The 17908-nt window shown below is 65.3% G+C and carries 17 protein-coding genes and 2 pseudogenes; 7 read left to right on the top strand and 12 right to left on the bottom strand.

What is annotated here, in order from left to right; genetic code table 11:
- Position 1 precedes the first annotated feature (1 nt).
- The 5 genes from AC4ELH_RS17800 to AC4ELH_RS17820 form a co-directional block, all read right to left on the bottom strand.
- Positions 2 to 304, bottom strand: a complete 303-nt coding sequence (locus tag AC4ELH_RS17800) for a WXG100 family type VII secretion target (protein WP_498885718.1) — start codon at positions 302 to 304, stop codon at positions 2 to 4.
- 303 nt (positions 305 to 607) lie between these two features.
- On the bottom strand, positions 608 to 1426 hold the full coding sequence (locus AC4ELH_RS17805; protein ID WP_498885719.1) for an SWIM zinc finger family protein: 819 nt from the start codon (positions 1424 to 1426) through the stop codon (positions 608 to 610).
- Positions 1419 to 4433, bottom strand: coding sequence for a DEAD/DEAH box helicase (locus AC4ELH_RS17810; RefSeq protein WP_498885721.1), 3015 nt, complete (start codon positions 4431 to 4433; stop codon positions 1419 to 1421). The genes AC4ELH_RS17805 and AC4ELH_RS17810 overlap by 8 nt, the downstream gene beginning before the upstream one ends.
- 479 nt (positions 4434 to 4912) lie before the next feature.
- The gene (locus AC4ELH_RS17815) at positions 4913 to 5317 is read right to left on the bottom strand and encodes a TA system VapC family ribonuclease toxin (protein ID WP_498885723.1); all 405 of its coding nucleotides are present in this window, start codon (positions 5315 to 5317) and stop codon (positions 4913 to 4915) included.
- Positions 5314 to 5544, bottom strand: coding sequence for an antitoxin (locus AC4ELH_RS17820; protein WP_498885725.1), 231 nt, complete (start codon positions 5542 to 5544; stop codon positions 5314 to 5316). Before AC4ELH_RS17820 ends, AC4ELH_RS17815 begins: the two co-directional genes overlap by 4 nt.
- A 281-nt stretch (positions 5545 to 5825) precedes the next feature.
- On the opposite strand from AC4ELH_RS17820, the gene AC4ELH_RS17825 reads away from it, so the two are divergent.
- The 3 genes from AC4ELH_RS17825 to AC4ELH_RS17835 all read left to right on the top strand — a co-directional run bounded on the left by AC4ELH_RS17825 (position 5826) and on the right by AC4ELH_RS17835 (position 8030).
- Entirely contained in the window at positions 5826 to 7112 is a 1287-nt protein-coding gene (locus AC4ELH_RS17825) for a DUF2786 domain-containing protein (RefSeq protein WP_498885727.1), read from the top strand.
- 79 nt (positions 7113 to 7191) lie between these two features.
- On the top strand, positions 7192 to 7494 hold the full coding sequence (locus AC4ELH_RS17830) for a type II toxin-antitoxin system TacA family antitoxin (protein WP_491841730.1): 303 nt from the start codon (positions 7192 to 7194) through the stop codon (positions 7492 to 7494).
- Between the two features lie 8 nt (positions 7495 to 7502).
- Entirely contained in the window at positions 7503 to 8030 is a 528-nt protein-coding gene (locus AC4ELH_RS17835; RefSeq protein ID WP_498885730.1) for a GNAT family N-acetyltransferase, read from the top strand.
- A gap of 9 nt (positions 8031 to 8039) precedes the next feature.
- On the opposite strand, the gene AC4ELH_RS17840 is transcribed toward AC4ELH_RS17835, so the two are convergent.
- The 6 genes and pseudogenes from AC4ELH_RS17840 to AC4ELH_RS17865 form a co-directional block, all read right to left on the bottom strand.
- Complete coding sequence (locus AC4ELH_RS17840; protein ID WP_498885732.1) at positions 8040 to 9458, bottom strand: SDR family NAD(P)-dependent oxidoreductase; 1419 nt, start codon at positions 9456 to 9458, stop codon at positions 8040 to 8042.
- A 64-nt stretch (positions 9459 to 9522) separates the two neighbouring features.
- A complete protein-coding gene (gene arr / locus AC4ELH_RS17845) occupies positions 9523 to 9963 on the bottom strand; it encodes an NAD(+)--rifampin ADP-ribosyltransferase (RefSeq protein WP_498886199.1) in 441 nt (146 codons plus the stop codon).
- Positions 9964 to 10088: 125 nt separating this feature from the next.
- A pseudogene (locus AC4ELH_RS17850) lies at positions 10089 to 10834 on the bottom strand (Mut7-C RNAse domain-containing protein).
- 19 nt (positions 10835 to 10853) lie between these two features.
- A complete protein-coding gene (locus AC4ELH_RS17855; RefSeq protein ID WP_498886201.1) occupies positions 10854 to 11690 on the bottom strand; it encodes a HipA domain-containing protein in 837 nt (278 codons plus the stop codon).
- Between the two features lie 186 nt (positions 11691 to 11876).
- Positions 11877 to 12134: pseudogene (locus AC4ELH_RS17860) on the bottom strand (HipA N-terminal domain-containing protein); the annotation flags it as partial.
- The gene (locus AC4ELH_RS17865) at positions 12134 to 12463 is read right to left on the bottom strand and encodes a helix-turn-helix domain-containing protein (RefSeq protein ID WP_498885734.1); all 330 of its coding nucleotides are present in this window, start codon (positions 12461 to 12463) and stop codon (positions 12134 to 12136) included. The gene AC4ELH_RS17865 and the pseudogene AC4ELH_RS17860, both read right to left, overlap by 1 nt.
- A gap of 149 nt (positions 12464 to 12612) precedes the next feature.
- Between AC4ELH_RS17865 and AC4ELH_RS17870 the strand changes: the two genes are divergently transcribed.
- Both AC4ELH_RS17870 and AC4ELH_RS17875 read left to right on the top strand, forming a co-directional pair.
- Positions 12613 to 13593 (top strand): ERCC4 domain-containing protein, encoded by a 981-nt coding sequence (locus AC4ELH_RS17870; protein WP_498885736.1) that lies wholly within the window; start codon positions 12613 to 12615, stop codon positions 13591 to 13593.
- Between the two features lie 40 nt (positions 13594 to 13633).
- A complete protein-coding gene (locus AC4ELH_RS17875; RefSeq protein WP_498885738.1) occupies positions 13634 to 14119 on the top strand; it encodes a hypothetical protein in 486 nt (161 codons plus the stop codon).
- A gap of 3 nt (positions 14120 to 14122) precedes the next feature.
- Here AC4ELH_RS17875 and AC4ELH_RS17880 read toward each other — a convergent pair whose 3' ends face one another.
- Positions 14123 to 15076: a hypothetical protein gene (locus AC4ELH_RS17880; protein WP_498885740.1), complete on the bottom strand. Its 954-nt coding sequence runs from the start codon at positions 15074 to 15076 to the stop codon at positions 14123 to 14125.
- A gap of 99 nt (positions 15077 to 15175) precedes the next feature.
- On the opposite strand from AC4ELH_RS17880, the gene AC4ELH_RS17885 reads away from it, so the two are divergent.
- Both AC4ELH_RS17885 and AC4ELH_RS17890 read left to right on the top strand, forming a co-directional pair.
- Complete coding sequence (locus AC4ELH_RS17885) at positions 15176 to 16750, top strand: serine/threonine-protein kinase (RefSeq protein WP_498885742.1); 1575 nt, start codon at positions 15176 to 15178, stop codon at positions 16748 to 16750.
- Between the two features lie 167 nt (positions 16751 to 16917).
- On the top strand, positions 16918 to 17907 hold the full coding sequence (locus AC4ELH_RS17890; protein ID WP_498885743.1) for a hypothetical protein: 990 nt from the start codon (positions 16918 to 16920) through the stop codon (positions 17905 to 17907).
- Position 17908 lies beyond the last annotated feature (1 nt).

Below are 17908 nucleotides of genomic sequence, written 5' to 3' on the forward strand. Positions count from 1 at the left end.
TCTAGAGATCCGATCCTGCGATGGACACGCCAGCGTCTCGGTCAGTGCCCGAATACCGGGCGGCCGCCGTGACCAAGAGTTCCGACATCGCCGTCAACCCCTGAACGACTTTCGACGACCCCTCATGCCACTCGCGCCAGACTGTGTCATAGGCCGATGCCGCGCTCCCGCTCCAACTCGGCCCCAGCATCTGCGCGACCTCGCTGTCGAGCGATGCCAGGCTCGCGTGCAACTGCTGCGCCGCCGTCCCGAATTCCGTCGACACCTCTCGCAGCACTTCCGGTGTCACACGCAGATCTGCCATAGTTCCCCCCTGGGCTCTAGCCCTGACTACAGCAATCATCTCAGGCCGATCGAGCGCACTTGCTGTGAAGTAGCTGTCAATGGCTACGGCCCAAATCGGAAAGCTGCCTCCACATGGCCAGCAAATTTGTGAACCGGAATTTGTCAAGGCGGATGTGTCCATCGGGTGTTAAGCGGCTGTGGTGTTGGCCTCCCGGGCTGGTGGGTTGATCCAGACGGTGTCGGGTAGGTCGAGAATCTTGGGCGCACCTTGCTTCCGAGAGCTGGCATGCTTGCCGCCATGTGGGGCCAGGAGTAGACGTGGTCAGGGCGCCGCCGCGTCGGATTCCCCGAACGCCACATACGCCGGTCGCAGAATCTCAGCGAGCCCCCGCCTGCGCACGGCGACCGCCACCGTGGGCAGCTGATCCAGCAGTGCCGTCGACGAGGCAACGGGAGGGCCGAGAACGGGAAGAGCGCTCTGCCGCACAAAGAATGAATCGAGACAGTCGGCCAAAGCAGGCCCCGAGGACACCACCCGGTCGGCAGCCGGCCGCCCACCCGAACGGGCGGCCGCCAGATTCTCCAACAGGTCCTCACGGTCCCTGCCTCGCCAGGCAAGGATGGTGAACGGATCCTCGTCGAACGCCTCGGCCAGCAGGTAGAACGTCGCCGCCAGATGCTTGCACGGCACGGCGAAGTCCGGACACGAACAGTCCAGGGACAGGTCGCGGGCCGTCGTCGGAAACAGCGGCAATTCCAACGCGCCGAACACATTCTCAATATCGGACGGCATCTCACCGGACAGCAAAGCTGCAGTGTACAACGCACTTTCGGCCAGTACAGCTTCGATCTGCAACCACTCGCCCTTGCCGAACGCAGCGATCCCGATCCGGACCCGATAGGGCCGTACCCTACTGCCCTGCACCTCCGCAGTGACCAGACCCGGCCCGACGTCCAGCGAGATCACCTGACCCCGGCGGGCATAGTTCCGGCCGCGCTGCATCCGACTGCCCATCCCCATGGCCTCGAGCACTTCGATGAACCGTTGCGACCACCAGGTCTGGGCGATCGCACCACGGGCGCTGCGGGCCTTCAACCCGTCAGCGGCACGGGGCCGCGACGGCGGATACCAGTCATTCACCGACGGCCCCCTCCGACAGGCTGAACAATGTGCGCAGATCCCCCGTGGACAACTCGGTCAGCCAGCCTTCGCCGTCGCCGACCACCAAATCGGCCAGCGCCTTCTTCTGCTCGATCATGTCGTCGATCTTCTCCTCGAGCGTGCCCGTGCAAATGAACTTACGTACCTGCACGGTGCGCTGCTGACCGATCCGGAAGGCCCGGTCGGTCGCCTGGTTCTCCACCGCTGGGTTCCACCACCGATCCAGGTGCACAACATGATTGGCGGCGGTCAAGGTCAGGCCGGTTCCGCCCGCCTTCAATGACAGCAGGAAGATCGACGGTCCCTCACCGGACTGGAAACGCTCGACCATCTCGTCGCGCCGCTTCTTCGGCACACTGCCGTGCAGGTACGCGACGTCCTGACCGAACCGCGCGGCCAGGTGCGGCGCCAACATCTCGGCGAACTCGGTGAACTGGGTGAAGCACAGCACCCGATCGCCTTCGGCGAGAATCTCCTCCAGAATTTCCTCGAGCCGGATCACCTTGCCGGAGCGCATGCCAACCGGTGAGCGGTCGTGCAACAGCTGCGCGGGGTGGTTACAGACCTGCTTCAATTTCGTCATCGCGGCAAGTACATTGCCGCGCCGCTCGATTCCGTCGGTGTGCTCGATCTTCTCCATCATCTCGTCGACGATCGACTGGTAGAGCGAGGCCTGCTCGGTGGTGAGCCGGCAGTATTGCTTGACTTCGATCTTCTCGGGCAGATCATCGATGATGGCCGGATCGGTCTTGAGCCGCCGCAGAATGTAGGGGCGGGTGATCCGGCGTAGCCGTTCGGCCGGCTCGGTCTGGCCGTATTTCTCCACCGGCACCGCGTACCGGGCCCGGAACACCTCCGACGAACCGAGCAGGCCGGGGTTGAGAAAGTCCATGATGGACCACAATTCGGCGAGCCGGTTCTCCACCGGGGTGCCGGTGAGCGCGATGCGGTTCACGGCGTCGAGCCGCCGCACCGCCTTGGCGCCGCGCGACAGGCTGTTCTTGACGGCCTGAGCCTCGTCGAGCACCACCCGGTTCCACCGGTAGTCCGCGAGTTCATCGATATCACGGGTGGCGGTCACATAGGTGGTGACAATCAGGTCGACCTCGGCCAGCCGTTCCTCCAGAGCCTCGCCGCGCAGCCGTGCCGGGCCGTGGTGGGCGTAAACCCGAAGCGCAGGTGCGAATTTCGCGGCCTCACGCTGCCAGTTGCCGACCAGCGACATCGGGCAGAGCAGCAGTGTCGGCGCAGTACCGGGCTCGTTGTGACGTTGTGTGGACTCCAGCGCAAGCAACTGCACGGTCTTGCCCAAACCCATGTCGTCGGCCAGACAACTGCCCAGACCCAGCGCCGACAGGAAGGCCAGCCACGACAGGCCCCGCTGCTGGTAGGGACGCAGCGTCGCAGCGAAGTCCGGCGCCGGTTGCAGGGGCTGAAGTGATTGCCCGGCAACACCGTTGAGCAGATCACCGAGCCAACCATCTGCCCGCACCGACACGATCTCCAGCGGGGTGTCGGTGTCGTCGGGGTGGCTCGCCGCCAACGCCAGAAGCTCGGCGGGACTCGCCTGCTCCGACCGATGGGCCTTGAGAAACTCCAGCCCGCGGCGCAGCTGCTCCTGGTCGACCGCCACCCATTGACCGCGCAACCTGATCAACGGTGCCTTGGTCTGCGACAGCGCGTTGATCTCATCCTCAGTGAGCGTGTCATCGCCGACCGCGAGCGCCCACCGGAAGTCGATCAGCTGCTCGCGGCCGAACCGACTCGCCGTCGCCACCACACCGTCGACGGGGGTGGACGCCGATACGGCGAGACCGAGCTTGCGGCGCCGATCCCACCACGACGGCAGTAGCACCCCGAAGCCCGCATCGTCGAGCAGCGGCGCCGCGACCGACAGGAAGTGGTAGGCGCCCTCGGCGTCCAGGTCGATACCGCTGGGACGTGCGGTGCGCAGACCGGAGGTCAGTTCCGGGTAGACCCGGACGGCCCGTCCGAGTTCGGCGAGAAGTAACTCCTCGGGACGGTCAAGCCAACGCCGCAGGTTGCCGTCGTCGTCCCAGGTCTGCTCGGCCGGGACCAACAGGCTGGGGTCGGCGACCGACTGCAGCAGGAACTCCAGCCGCCAGCCCGCGTCGTCGTCGTCGGATTCGTTCTCGGTGAGCCGGAAGGTCGCACGAGCCGGGCCCGGCTCCTCGATCCCGATCTCATCCCACGGCGTCAGCGCGTCGGCCAAGGCATCGAGATCATCCAGGTCCGCATCGAACCTGCCGTCCGGCGCCGTCAGTGCGGTCATCCATTCTTCTTCGACCGCAAGGCGTTTCGGGCGCCGCCCGCGTCGGGGTGGCAATAACCCCTCGGCCGGCGGCGCGGCGGCGCGCGCCAACTCGTCGACAAATGCGGCCAACGCCGACGTCACCAACTCCGGTGTGCCGGCCGCATCCGACTCCGCCCGGCACACCGGAGGCATAGCCGCGATGATCGCGGTGAGTTCCATCACGTCGGCGCCCTGAATCACCGGCCGCCAGAACGCGACGGGCTGCCCCTCGTCGACACCCAGTGCGGGCAGAATTCGACCGCGCGCCACCAATTTTCGCGCGAAGTTCGCGATATCGGCGATGTAGGTCACCGACTCGCCGTACCGCACATCGGCTGCCTTCTCATCGAAAAGGGCCAGCGCAGAGGCGGCGGGAAGCGATACCACGGGAACCGACCACGGCAGCAGCGCGGGCGCACTGCGTGATGCGGGCCGCGGCGTGACCCGCATCAGTTCCGGCGAGTCCAGCGGCGACGTCCGCAGCGAAGGCAACAGGAGCACGGCGTTGCCTGGCTTGCCGGTGTGGATTTCGGCGATCACATCGGCCGGCGCCGCGAAGGGATGCGGACGGGCGGCACGCAACGCCTGGCTTGCGCTCTTCACCGACAGGGCCGAATCCTCGGCCCACAGACACAGGTCCTCGGTCGACCAGAATCCGTGCAGAACCAACATCGATATTTCACTTCCCTCGAGGCTTCGCCAGGCTAGCTATCGGCACCACCATCCCGAAACCGCCGCGCCGGATTCACCCTGAGCCCGAGCCTGATTGGTGACCAGTGAGGCAGTTGGTACCGGTGAGGTCGGCTGCTTCGGGTGTGAGCCGGCTAAGTTGCGTGCCGGTGACCATAACGGAGCGAGGGGGCGCGGCGCACCCGAGAGACGGGGCCCGCACATGACACGGCGCAGCCATTCGGCTGGATTGGGGATGCACTCAACGGTGTTCGGAGTCCGCGGCGTCCACCGATTTGGGAGGCCGTCAAAGAATTTGACGACCTCCGACAAAGACCCACTACCCAGACCCCGGCCCTTGCCGGTCAGATCAGTGGAGCTGCTGAACCACGCGTCACCGTCGGTCAGCGACTGAATCGCGTCCTGCGCACCCTGCAGATCCATCCCGATCGAATCCGACATGGTCCATGACGACTCCGACATCAGTGATCGCCGGACGACACCAACTCCGCGACGTCGTCGTGCAGATGCGCCAGCCCGGTGTCGAGCGTCGCCAACCGCCCGCCATAGTGGCGAGCAAGCTGCGCCAAGTAGGCGTCGGTCACCTGTCGGTGCCCGACCACCCCGTCCAGTCGCACACCATCGAAAGACACTGCATCCGGCCAGAACTCGTGTAGATCGGACGCTGCGACTGCGACGAGCACCTCGCGGGCCGCCAAAGTGGGGTACCCCTTACGCAACAGGAAACGCAGCAGGCTCCCCTGTGTTATCGGGCAGGTCGCAAATGCCTCGTCCGACGCTGCCAGCCACTCGGTAGCCGCCTCGTGATGCACATGCTCTACCACCACCAGCGCGATCAGCACGTTGGCGTCGAGCAGCGTGGTCACTCGTCGTCCTCCAGCGACCGCACATCCTCGGAGGTGACGACGGCGCCTACGCTGACCACCGGCAACCCCGTCCTGGGATCGGTCGAAACCGTCGAGGGAGCCGAAGCTACGCCCAGGCCCCTTCGCATCAGGTCAGCAACCGTCTCACTCAGGGTTCGGCGCGTGTCCCGCGCTATCGCCTGGGCCTGCCTATGCAGGTCATCAGGTAAATCAACGGTGGTCCGCATGCCACATCCTAGCATCTCTGCATCATGATGCATTGATGCGCTGGGCGTCGGGGTGACCTCCGTGGTGGTGACACCACCCAGCGCCTGCCGGGGAAATCCGAACCGAACATCACGGCCCCGAATTTGTCGGCGCACAGTTGTACGTTCTTCTGTTCGCCTGGCATCGGTGCCCGGGCGCGAGACAGAGAGACTACGAATGCAGAGCCGCCCCACGATGTGCCGCGGTCCAGCCTGCGCGGCAGCACGCGCAATTTGTCAGACCGTTGCAGCACACTCCAGACATGAGCCGCCGCAACCGCCAGAAGCGCGCCGCCAAGCAGAAGAACCGCCGCGCATCGTCCCGACGAGAACGCTGGAGCACCGATCCCGGGTACGACCGGGTCGCCCTCCTCGACCGCATCACCGCGGCGCTGTACAACTCCGCTTTGTGTCCCGACCACGATGCGGAATTCCACGCCGCTGAGCTACTCGACGAATTCCCCTGCTGGGCAGACGATCTCGACCTTGCCGCCGAGGGCACCTTGGCCGGTGCCATCAACAGCGCGTGGCAGGTGGGTTGGTCGCCCAATGACCTGCACGAATTCGCTCGTCGCCGTCTCGACGCAGCGGCAGCCGGCTACCTGGCCGAGTCCGTCGTTCGCGAATCGCGGCACTATTCCGTCACGACCCTGCATCCTCGATGGCGGGCCGAACTCGCCGCATTGCCTGCGGATTTCGATCACGGCGCTCCGCAGATGTGGAGCTGGGCGGACAGGAATGCCGTCGACCATCACGCAGCGTTGACCGTCGTATTGAAGGTGCTGCGGCTGCTGGGAACCCTTCCGATCCTCGAGCCGTTGCTGCCGTTGCCCGGTGCGCACCAGCATTCGGCGGTCGCGGTGAACCCGACCGATGCGAAAGCGCTCAGCCGGGTGCGCGGGCTACTGGCCAAGGCAGAGGCCACCAAATTTCCCGAAGAAGCGGAAGCACTTTCGGCCAAGGCCCAAGAACTGATGAGCAGATACTCACTGCACCATGCGATCCGAGATCACGAGCAAGGTCGCGCAGCCGAGGCGACCGCCCGGCGAATCTGGATCGACAGTCCCTACGTCATCGCCAAGGCAGCGCTGGTGCAGTCCGTGGCAACGGCCAACCGGTGTCAGATGGTGTGCGCGGAGAAGCTCGGGTTCGTCGCCGTCATCGGCGCCGCGTGCGATCTGGAATTCGTTGAGCTGCTGTCGACTTCACTACTAGTCCAGGCCAACCGGGCGATGCTGGCAGCGGGCCGCGTTACCGGCGACGGACGGACCCGGACCCGCTCGTTTCGTCAATCATTTCTTCTCTCGTACTCCGAGCGCATCGGTGAACGCCTCACCGTCACCTCCACGACGGTGGCCACCGAGGTGGACCGCGGCACACTGCTTCCGGTACTGGCAGCGCGCAGCCAGGCAACCGATGACCTCACCAACCGGCTCTTCCCGGCGACGATTGCCCGCATGATGTCGCCGTCCAACGGTGCCGGATGGGCGGCCGGGCGCATCGCAGCCGACTTGGCACAGCTGGACGTGCGTCGACCGATCGCGGGGTGATGTGGCCGCCAACGAATCGTCCTTGTTGATCCCCGACAGCGACGTACGTACGCTGTACATACCGACCGAGTGAGGCAATATGCGCAACACCGACGCCAGCACCACGAAAACCACCCGCGACCAGCGGATGAATATTCGTGCCAGCGCGCAGCAACAGCTCCTCATCCGTCGGGCGGCCGAAGCCACCGACAGCACGGTCACCGACTTCATTTTGGACAGCGCACTAGAGACCGCCGAGCGAGTTCTCGCAGACCGCAAGTGGTTCGTCGCCAGCGAAGAGCAATGGGTCGAGTTCCAAACCCTGCTCGATGCACCGCTGGAGCCGATGCCCAAACTTGGACGGCTTCTCCGACGCGAGAGCCCTTTCGCCGACAACGATTGACACGACCGGTGGCGGACACCCAGCCAAAACCAACTCGACCCGAGAAACTCACGAAAACCCACGACCGATCGGCCTTCGAATCAGGCGCCGCCGAACTCGACGATTGGCTCCGCAAGTACAGCTGGCAAAACCAGCGGGCCGACAACGCCACCACATACGTCAGCACGTACGAAGGCCGCGTCGTCGGCTACTACGCGATCACCGTCGCCGGCTACCGACGCCGCGCCGCACCCGAGGCAATCGCAAAAAAGGCACCCGAGATGGTTCCGTGCTTCCTTCTGGCACGACTCGCCGTCGACCTCGAATGGCAGGGCCGCGGCTTGGGATGGGGCCTACTCGGCGACGCACTCCAGCGCGTCTTCATGCTGTCGAGGTCCGTAGCCGCACCCGCACTCTTGGTCCATGCTCGTGACGACAATGCCCGCAGTTTCTATCTGCACCACGCAGAGTTCATTGCGTCGCCGGTGGATCCTCTCCACCTCTTCCTTCCCATGAAGGCCATTGCAGCCGCAATGCATGACCTCGATGCCATCTGAAGGATCGCCCTACCAACTAGCCGGCGAGTAATCCTTCAAGAAGCACCCGTACAGATCCTCGCCCAACTCCCCACGCACGATCGGGTCATACACGCGCGCAGCACCATCCACCAGATCCAGCGGTGCGTGAAAACCTTCCTCGGCCAGCCGCAGCTTGGTCGGGTGCGGACGCTCGTCGGTGATCCACCCAGTGTCGACCGCGGTCATCAAGATCCCGTCCTGCTCCAGCATCTCCCCAGAACTGGTGCGAGTCAGCATGTTCAGCGCGGCCTTGGCCATGTTGGTGTGCGGATGCCCGGGCCCCTTGTAGCCGCGGCCAAACTGGCCTTCCATCGCCGACACGTTCACCACGTACTTGCGTCGGGCCGGTGACGCGGCCATCGCGGGACGCAGCCGGCTCACCAGAATGAACGGAGCGGTCTGGTTGCACAGCTGCACTTCGAGGAGCTCCATCGCGTCGACCTCGTGCACGCGCTGGGTCCAGCTGTTCACCGACGCGGTATCCGGCAGCAACCCGCCGGCGTCAATGGCCGTCCCCGCGGAGATCCGCTCCGGGGAGGCGCTGCGGGCGGTCAGGGCCAGCTCGGTCAGTGCGTGCGCGGTGGGGTGCTCGCCGAGGCTCCCGGCCAGGGCATGCGGATGCGCGTCACTGACGTGATCGAAGGTGACGACGTCCACCAAGGCCGGCGGCGGGGTCCGCTCAGCCTCCACCAGCGCGGCATACGAGCCCGGCGCACGGCGCACCGTCTGCGCCGCGTTGTTGATCAGGATGTCCAGCGGACCCTGTGCGGCCACCTCGTCGGCGAGGGCAACCACCTGGGCCGGGTCGCGCAGGTCGATCCCCACCACCCGCAGCCGGTGCAGCCAGTCGGCGCTGTCCTCCATCGCGGCGAAGCGGCGCACCGCGTCGTTGGGAAACCGGGTGGTGATCGTGGTGTGCGCGCCGTCACGCAACAGTCGCAGCGCGATATACATGCCGATCTTGGCCCGCCCACCGGTGAGCAGGGCCGTGCGCCCGGTCAGGTCGGTGCGGGCGTCGCGTTTGGCCCGGTTGATCGCGGCGCATTCTGGACAAAGCTGGTGGTAGAAGGCGTCGACCACGGTGTGGTGCTTCTTGCAGATGTAGCAGGCCCGCGAGCGCAGCAGCGTGCCCGCACTGGCCCCGACCGCGGTGGACACCAGCGGCAGGCCCTGGGTTTCGTCGTCGATCCGTCCCGGCGCACCCGTGGCGGTCGCGGCGATGACAGCGCGGTCTGCGGCCACGATCGCGTCGCGTCTGGCGGTGCGACGAGCCTTCTTCAGCGCCTTGAACATCTTCGCGGTGGCCAGCCGCACAGCAACGGCGTCGGGATGCTCAGGAGGCAGCTTGTCCACCTCGGAGAGCACCCGTAGGCACGTGCTGAGCTGGTCGGGGTCGATCGCGTTCACGATCGAAGGGTACGGGGAGTGGGCACAAATCCCCGTATCGAGCGAACCGGCGGGGTCTATGAGATCAGTCGTAGATGACGTCCAGTCCGCGCCGACGGAGGTCAGCCAGGCCATCGCGCATGCCTTGCAGCTGCTCGGGTGAATGCCCCACCCAGTCGGTGAGCTCACCGACGATTCTCACCGGCTCGCGGGTGCGATACGAGCAGGTCGGGTTGCCGGGCAGCTTCTTGTCGGTCACGTTCGGGTCGTCCTCCAGCACACCTTCGGGTTCGACGATGTAGATGCGGCCCGGCCCCTCGCCGGCGGCCATCTCGGCGCCCCACACCGCGGCATCCAATGTGCGGGTGACGTACACGTGGTTCATGATCCGTCCCGCTTGGTAGTTCGACTCGCGTCCGGGCACCAAGTACTCGCCCATGGCCAGGTCGGCCTTCGTGCCGTGCAGGAGCGCACCGGACTCGTGCACCTCGAACGGTTTCGGCGTATTCGTCACAAAATCCCCCATCTCGTCACGGACCGGAAGATTGTGCAGCACGTCAGGGGCCTTGCCGCAAGCCCCACCCCCCGCCGTATAGTGAGAGTGGGAAGAGGACCAATTTCCTTCGCGCCCAGCCACTCCCGCGGTCCTGATCAGAGTTGTTCCAGCAGCCCGTCGACCAGACCGGTCAATCTCTCGAAATGCGAACCGGCCCAATAGATCCGCCCGCACTCCGGACACTGGCTGAATTCGTCGTAGTAGCGGCGGGTCAACGGCTCAAGGCGGTCGATCACTTGCTCCTTCGCCACCGCAGCCAACCTTCCGTTGCACCGCACGCAGCGGGTGAACGGCGCGACCCGCCGTCGCAGATCCAACCGCCGCATCACCTCCAGCGTCTGCTCCTCCGGCTGCTGAGAGTGAACGAACAGGCCATGGGTGATCGCGCGACGCTTCAACAGCCCCGGTCTCGCGTCAGCATGATCCGTTGCTGGTTCAGGCTGATGTCGGCCAGCGTTTGATCGTCGGCGTCGCTCGCCCACCACACGTCGAACCCCAGCACCCGAAGCAGTCGTGCCAGGCGTCCCAGGTTGACGTCGATCACGAACCGCGGATCCCGCAATGGCTCGGGCCGAAGCCGCGCCGTGGACCCGATGTCGAGCGCCTCGAACATCGGATACACCGCGATGCGATCGCCGACTGCCGGGCGGTGGTCGAAACCCACCGGTTCCCCGTCAACCAGGATCAGGTCGATCTCGGTGTGCGGAATACCCATGGCCTCCAGGACATCCTTGACGGTCTGATGGCTCTGGCAGGGGCGGCGCACGAGCTGACCGCGCGAGTCCGCTTCCAAGAAGTCGTTGAGCTCGGCGTAGACCCGGACCGTGACGAAACCGGCCATACCGCCATGGTCGCGCTGTTCAGCGGTCCAGGTTGGGCTTCCATGTCCCGGAGACATGCTCAATGATCCGCTCCGTCATGCGTGCCGCCTCGGGTCGCACGCTCTCTGGCAGAGCCGCGGCAGCACGCGAGAACGCAGCAGGAAGGTCCATACGGAGTTCGTCCACCCAGGCCACAGCTTGATCCGCGGGAATTCCGAGACGGCGTCCAACCTTCCTCCAATCCGAGGTGGTGACATCGAGCATCTTCCAGTGGTCACCGATCTTCATCGAAGCGTGTAGGCGCTCGCGCTGGTTGTACGGTGCCGCAGAGGCGGCGTCATACAGCGGCGACACCTGGGCGCGTGACCCAACGAGGACGAGCGAGTAGTTCTTGGCGTGAGCGTCAGTTCCGCCGATGAGGACGTTGTAGGCAAGCGCTTTGAAGAAGCGTTCGGCGTTCACAGCGCGGTCCTCGATCGGCAGCCTGTTGAGAAGCTCAGCGATATCACCGACACCGGGGCCTCCGTCGGACTGGTATTTCAGACTGGGGTGGACCGACAACGCCTGGCAGATGTCTTCTTGGTGGACCCGGTGCCAGGTAGTCCCGTGATAAAGGCGGTCGTAGCGCGTCGAGGTCAACACCTGAACGTCACCGATCTCCATCACTGTGGATTCGGCTGCGAGCAGCCCGGCTTCGCTCGCTGCACGCTGGCACAGTGCCTCGTTGATGTGATGCCGTGCGTAACCAGCAGTTGCCGGCTTGACGATCACGGTCGTCGGCGTCGAATCTCGCGGGATCCCGAACCGCCCGGACTCTGGCTCCCGGAATAGCGCGACCTTGGGTTGAGCGCCAGCGAGGCTCCACCTGCCCTCCAACCTTCCTGGGTCCCAGTCGGATTGATGAGCAGCGAGCGCTTGGACGAGCTCGGCGAATTCAGTCTCATTGAGCCATTGAATGTCACCCGTCCGCGCCCGCGCGTCAGACGGATCGACTTCGGGCGGGAGAATCTGGACTGCGCCGGCTGCGTCGCGCCCGACGTGAGCGAGCAGGGCGAAGGGATTGTTCGGCGAGACGTTGTATTCGCGTCCCCACCGCTGTCGCGCACCTTCACTGTCTGGAAGCAGACCTTCAAGATAGGACCGAACAGCCTTGTCCCGATGCCGATTCGACACGACAGGCAAGGACAGCGACAACGGTGTCGGGTCGTCCCGCTCGGCGTACTCATCGTCATAGGTGAAACTCAGCGCTCCGTGAGCAGACTGTGTCACCGTGCCGGTGGGGATCCCGTCCAGGTAGATCCGCAACGCCCTGTCCGCCATCACCTTTTCCCTGTGCCGAACAGCGCGTCGAACGGATCAAGGGTTGCGGGAGCCGTTCCGGCAGGCTTGGGCTTCTCGGGAGCTCCCTTCCGGGTACGTTTTCGAGCGTTCGACGGCCCCTCGGGCGCGGTCGCCTCCAGGCTCACGCCGACAACGCGAAGTGCATCGAGCACCCTTTGCGCTTCCAGTCGTGGATGCCCCTTCTCCAGCCGAACGACCCAGTCCCGACTCATGCGCAGTTGCTCGGCCAGCTCAGCCTGAGTCATTCCACGGGCTGTGCGAGCAGAGCGGACGAGGGCACCAACGTCGCCCATTGTCTTGACTTGCATGCCCACTCCTTGTAGTCGTTCGACGACATTTCCGATTGTAGTCGTTCGACGTCTTTTGCAAAAGAGGTTGTACTACGACTTTCCGCACTTCAGACGTCCTCACGACGGCCACCGATTGGTCTCGACGGCGAATCAGGCAGAATCACGTTGTGGCGGAGATGGTCATAGCCCTCAACCCGGACGAAGGCTCCAGACTGCCCTACCTCCTGCGGATTCCACAGCCCGACGGCGACCTCCTCTTCCGCACGTCGGGGACGTGGCCGCGCGCCAAGTCGCTGTACTGCTATCCAGTGGGCCTCGACGAGTGGCCTACGGACGCGGTGATCGTCGAACGTGTCGAATTGCGCTCGTGCCAGCGTCGGGGTGCTGCCATCGACGTGATCCTGCAGCGATCACGGGAGAACCGCTCGCAGCTGGTTTTCACGACCGCCCGGGGCAGGGACGCGGTGTTCTGGCAGTCACCACGCACCCGCAAGCAGGCCCGCCCAAATGTGCGAACCCCGGGAGCACGCGCCCACGGCATCGCCGAGCTCCAAATCGTCGTCGACAGCCACGAGCGCTACGCCTACAAGTTCGCCAGCCAGCAGGCCGATACTATTCAGCGCGCACTGCCATGCGGCGACTACGGGCTGACCATCGATGGAACGCTCGTCGCCAGCGTGGAGCGCAAATCCCTGGCCGACCTGGTCTCCAGCCTCACCGGTGGCAAACTGCGCTATCAGATCGCCGACCTGGCCGCCCTCCCCCGCGCCGCAGTCGTCGTCGAGGACCGCTATTCGCAACTGTTCAAGCTGGACCGGGTCCGCCCCGCCGTGGTCGCCGACGGGTTGGCAGAGTTACAAATTCGGTGGCCGAACGTGCCGATCGTGTTCTGCGAAGCACGCCAACTCGCCGAGGAATGGACCTACCGGTTCCTCGCTGCCGCGCATGCCTGGTCGACAACTGAAGAGGCTGCAATACAACGTATTTCACAGGTCCACGTCGACGTTGCCATCGTCGATCAGGGCAGCGCGGCGCCCGGCCCGAGCACCGCCGAGGTCCGAGCCTGGGCGCGAGAAGCCGGCCTGGAGGTTCCACCCCGCGGCCGACTCCGCCCTGACATCTGGCAGGCATGGCAGGACGCGCATTGACACCCTGGGCAACACCGAACAATCGGCCTAGCGTGAGGTCATGACAGAGCAGTCGCCCGCGGTCACCGTGGCGCATCCGCCGAAAGTAATGCTGCGTGTCGTCAACCCGATCATGCGGATGCTGGTGCGCACCCCGTTCGCCGGCGCCACACGCAAACAGTTCATGGTCGTGAACGTCCGGGGACGAAAGACCGGAAAGCAGTATGCGATTCCGCTCACCGCGCACGTCATCGACAACACCCTCTATGCGATGACCGACGCGGCGTGGAAGAACAACTTCCGCGGCGGCGCCACCGCCGAGGTGCTGCTCGACGGCAAGACGACGACCATGCGCGGTGAGCTCATCGGCGACCGCGCGACCGTCGCCGATCTGTTCCACCGCTGCGCCGAGTCCTACGGCCCCAAACGCGCCCAGCGGATGATGGGTTTGACGTTCCGCTATCAGCGCATCCCCACGCTGGAGGAGTTCACCGACGCAGTCGACCGCGAGCACCTGGCCGCGATCAAACTGACCCCGCCGACCTAGCCTCTACTTCAGGCAGGTGTCGAACTCGTCGCGGATGCGCTGTTGCAGCGCCAACGCCTCCGGCAGGAGCGGTTCCGACTTCGTGCGGTCGCCGTTGACGTACTCACACTTGCCGATCATGGCGCTGCCCGCCCAACGTGGCTCGTCGAAGCGGGCCCGGTCGCCGTCCCAGCGCCAGGTGAGGCTGACCGGATGCTCCGGACCGGCCTCGAGCGCGTGGATGGTCCGCACGATGTCGTCATAGGCAGTCGCCCGGGTCGGCACCCCGAAAGTCAGGTGCACAACCCGTCCGTCCCGGACGCTGACCCACCCAGGGTCGGCGGGCGCTGCCGCGGCCAGTTGCCGGTCGATGCGTTGCTTGTCGGCCGGGGTCAAGCGGGTGAAGACCTTCCAGTGCGCATCACCGACCCGGTCGGCGGGAGCGACTTCAATGTCGCTCGGTGGCCGGTCGGCGAAGATCCGCAGGATCGCGTCGACGGCGGCACCAGGTTGCTCGGCATCCCGGACCTCTATCTGTGATACCTCAGGCGCGGCGCCACTGAACCACCTGATTTCCCCGGCCGGAGCCTCGGCACGAAGGCGACGCACCAGCCCGGACACGTGTTCGACGTCGTCAGGCAGATCGACGCTGCCCGAGATCGAAGTCCATTTGGCCACAACGATCTTCATCGACTGATCGAACTTCGCGAAATCTTTGCCGCGCAGCTCATCGAGTTGCGCGGCCACCTCGCCGACCTGCTGATCACTGGCCTGCGCCATGTCGACCTTCAGTTCGAACCGAGTGCCTTCGAGGATGCCGTTGTCATAGATCAGGCCGACCTCGGACACCCCCGGCATCGCCGCGATGCGGTTCTTGATGTCGATTGCTTCCTGTTCACGATCGGGCGCACCGGTGCAGCCACTCACGCCGACCATCACCGCGACCAACAACGCGGCGGCAACGGGAGCAAATCGCATGCTCATCAGCCTAAGGCCGAGACCGGGTCCGGCAATGCGCAAATCTTGTCGGGACCCCGCGCTACGTTCTCCTGTTCGCCAGTCGAGGAGGCACACAGGATGGTCGAGAACAACCCGGGCGTGGGTGGCCGGTTCGGCAAGTATGAGCTGACCGCGCTGCTCGGCCGTGGCGGCATGGGCGAGGTGTACGAGGCCGTCGACACCGACAAGGGCCGGACCGTTGCCCTGAAGATCCTGCGCGCCGAGTTTGCGCACGATGAGCAGTTCCGGACCCGGTTCCTGCGTGAGTCGCAGGCGGCGGCCAGTTTGGAGGAGCCCCATGTCGTGCCGATTCACGACTGGGGCGAGATCGACGGCAACCTCTACATCGACATGCGCCTGGTCCGCGGGCAGACCCTGCATGACCTCATCAACAGCGGCCCGCTCGAGCCGCGCCGCGCGGTAACCGTCATCGAGCAGATCGCCTCCGCGTTGGATGCCGCCCACGCTCGCGGGCTGATCCACCGGGATGTCAAGCCGCAGAACATCATCGTCACCTCTGCGGACTTCGCCTACCTGTTGGACTTCGGTATCGCTCAGGCCCAAGGTGATTCGAGCCTCACCCAGGCAGACACGCGGATCGGCTCGTTCAGCTATATGGCCCCGGAACGGTTCGGCGACGAGCCGTGCACGCCCGCCGCAGACATCTACTCGCTGGCCTGCGTGCTCTACGAGGCGCTGACCGCCGACGCGCCGTTCCCGACCCACAGCAACGAACAGCTGATCGCGGCGCATCTGACGAACCCGCCGCCGCGGCCCAGTACGGCCCACTCGGGAATCCCGACATCCCTGGATACCGTCATCGCGCGTGGCATGGCCAAGGAGCCCGACGACCGTTACGGCAGCGCCGGCGCATTGGGGCGCGCCGCGCAACGGGCGTTGCACACCACTGACGAGAGGGTCGCCGCCAGCGCCGAAACCATGATGGCACCATATGTTTCACCGCCGTTGCTCACCGCACCGCCGGTCGTCGCGCACATCGCATCCGGTGCCACTGAGCCCGGACCGCCTCCCCGGCAATCCTTGGTGCCGATGGCCGCCGTCGTGCTGGTGGCCGCACTCCTGCTCGGCGGGGTCGGGCTGGTCATCGGTCTGCTCCTGTCGAATAACTCAGACGACTCGTCATCGGCACAGACACCGACGCTCGCACCGCCGACGGGCGTGACCGTCGCTGGGCCAACTGTGTACAAGACGGTGCCGGCGCCGACGACGGCTGCCACGCCGTCGTACACGCCGACGACAACCCGCAACGCCGAAGCGTCGAGTTCGGCACAGCTACGCCAGATCTCGCTGGACGACCACACCGTCGTGAGCACCCAGGGTTCCGATCGATGGGTGCCGCAATTGAGTTCCAAGCGGCCGGGTGTCGTCGACCAAGGTGTGGTGTGGAACAACGAGTTGACGTTGGAGGAGCATCTGCGGCTGCGCCAGGAGTACGGCGCCAAGCTCCTGTGGTCCGGTGACTGGTCGACGTTCGACGGGCCCAACTTCTGGGTCACCATCGCGCCGATCACCTATCCCACCGCGAGCGGGGCGTTGGCCTGGTGCAGCGACCACGGTTTCGACCGGAATCACTGCTACGCGAAGCTCATCAGCACGACGCACGCCGTGTCCGGTAGCACCGCGTTCAATTGACCTGGTAGCGGAAAATTGGCGCAATCGGACCCCACATAGCGATGTCACAATCGCAGGGCGCCGGCTGAACGCAGCACCGTCCGTCGAAAGGACTTCGTCCGTTGTGGGTTTGGTACAACACCGCATCGTGGTGGGCTCGTTGGCTCGTCAATTCGGCATGGATAACGGTGTGGTTCTTGTTGTTCGGCTGGGCCGTGCTGCGACCCGAATACCATTGGTCGACGCCGTGGCCGATCTGGGTTGACGCGATCGGACTGGCCATATTCGGGCTGGTAGCCGGCATCCCGATCACCCTGCTCGGCCGACCCGTCGTGAGAACCTACGCCACCGTGCTCGAGGGCCTCACCGCCGCCCAGCGCACCGCAACCGCCATGGCACTGCGTCGCGGTCCGGTACCCACCGACCCGGCGGTGCTGACCGCCGCCGTGCGCGCCAGCGATCTGGCCCGGGCATACCGGAACCGTGTCACCCCGACGGGCCGCCGCCTCACCTGGGTGCTCATCGGACTGTTCGCCGTACCGCTTCCCGCCGTTGAATTCATGGCAGACCAGCCTCGACTGGCCGCAATGTTTCTGGTCCTGGCCGTGATGATGGTGGTCGCACAGGTATGGCCGGCATGGGTCCGGCGTCGCCGTGAGCCGCATCTGGCACGGTTACGCGCCGCCGCCGATGCCGATCCGGAGGTCGCCGCTGCGGTCGCTCACGCCGTGCCTCCCGCGGTGCCGACGACCCGTGAGCATCTGCTTCGAATCGGTGTCATTCTCGTGTTGGTGGCCGCGGCTATGCTGGCCACCTTATTCTTCACGCAAGAGTCCGGCCGAGACTGCCGCACCGCCCGGGCAGCAGTTGGCTACATCGCTGACCACCAGGACCTTCTCGACCCGGGCCAAATCGGCCCCGGCGGACCAGCCCTGTACAAGTACCACGCGTGGTCAGCTCAGCTGGGCCGCTATGCCGACGAGGTCGCCGACCCCGGAATCAGCCGCCATCTGCACCGGATCAGCGATCTGTCAGCCGAGGCCGTCAGCATCGTCGAACAAGCCCGCACACCCGGACTATCCGACGATAGCGTCGAGATTCGAACAGCGAGCTATACCAACATCATTCAACAACTCGTCGATGCGGATACGCAGATGTACGAGCTGTGCAAGCGGTGAC

The sequence above is a fragment of the Mycobacterium shunyiense genome, assembly GCF_058270075.1.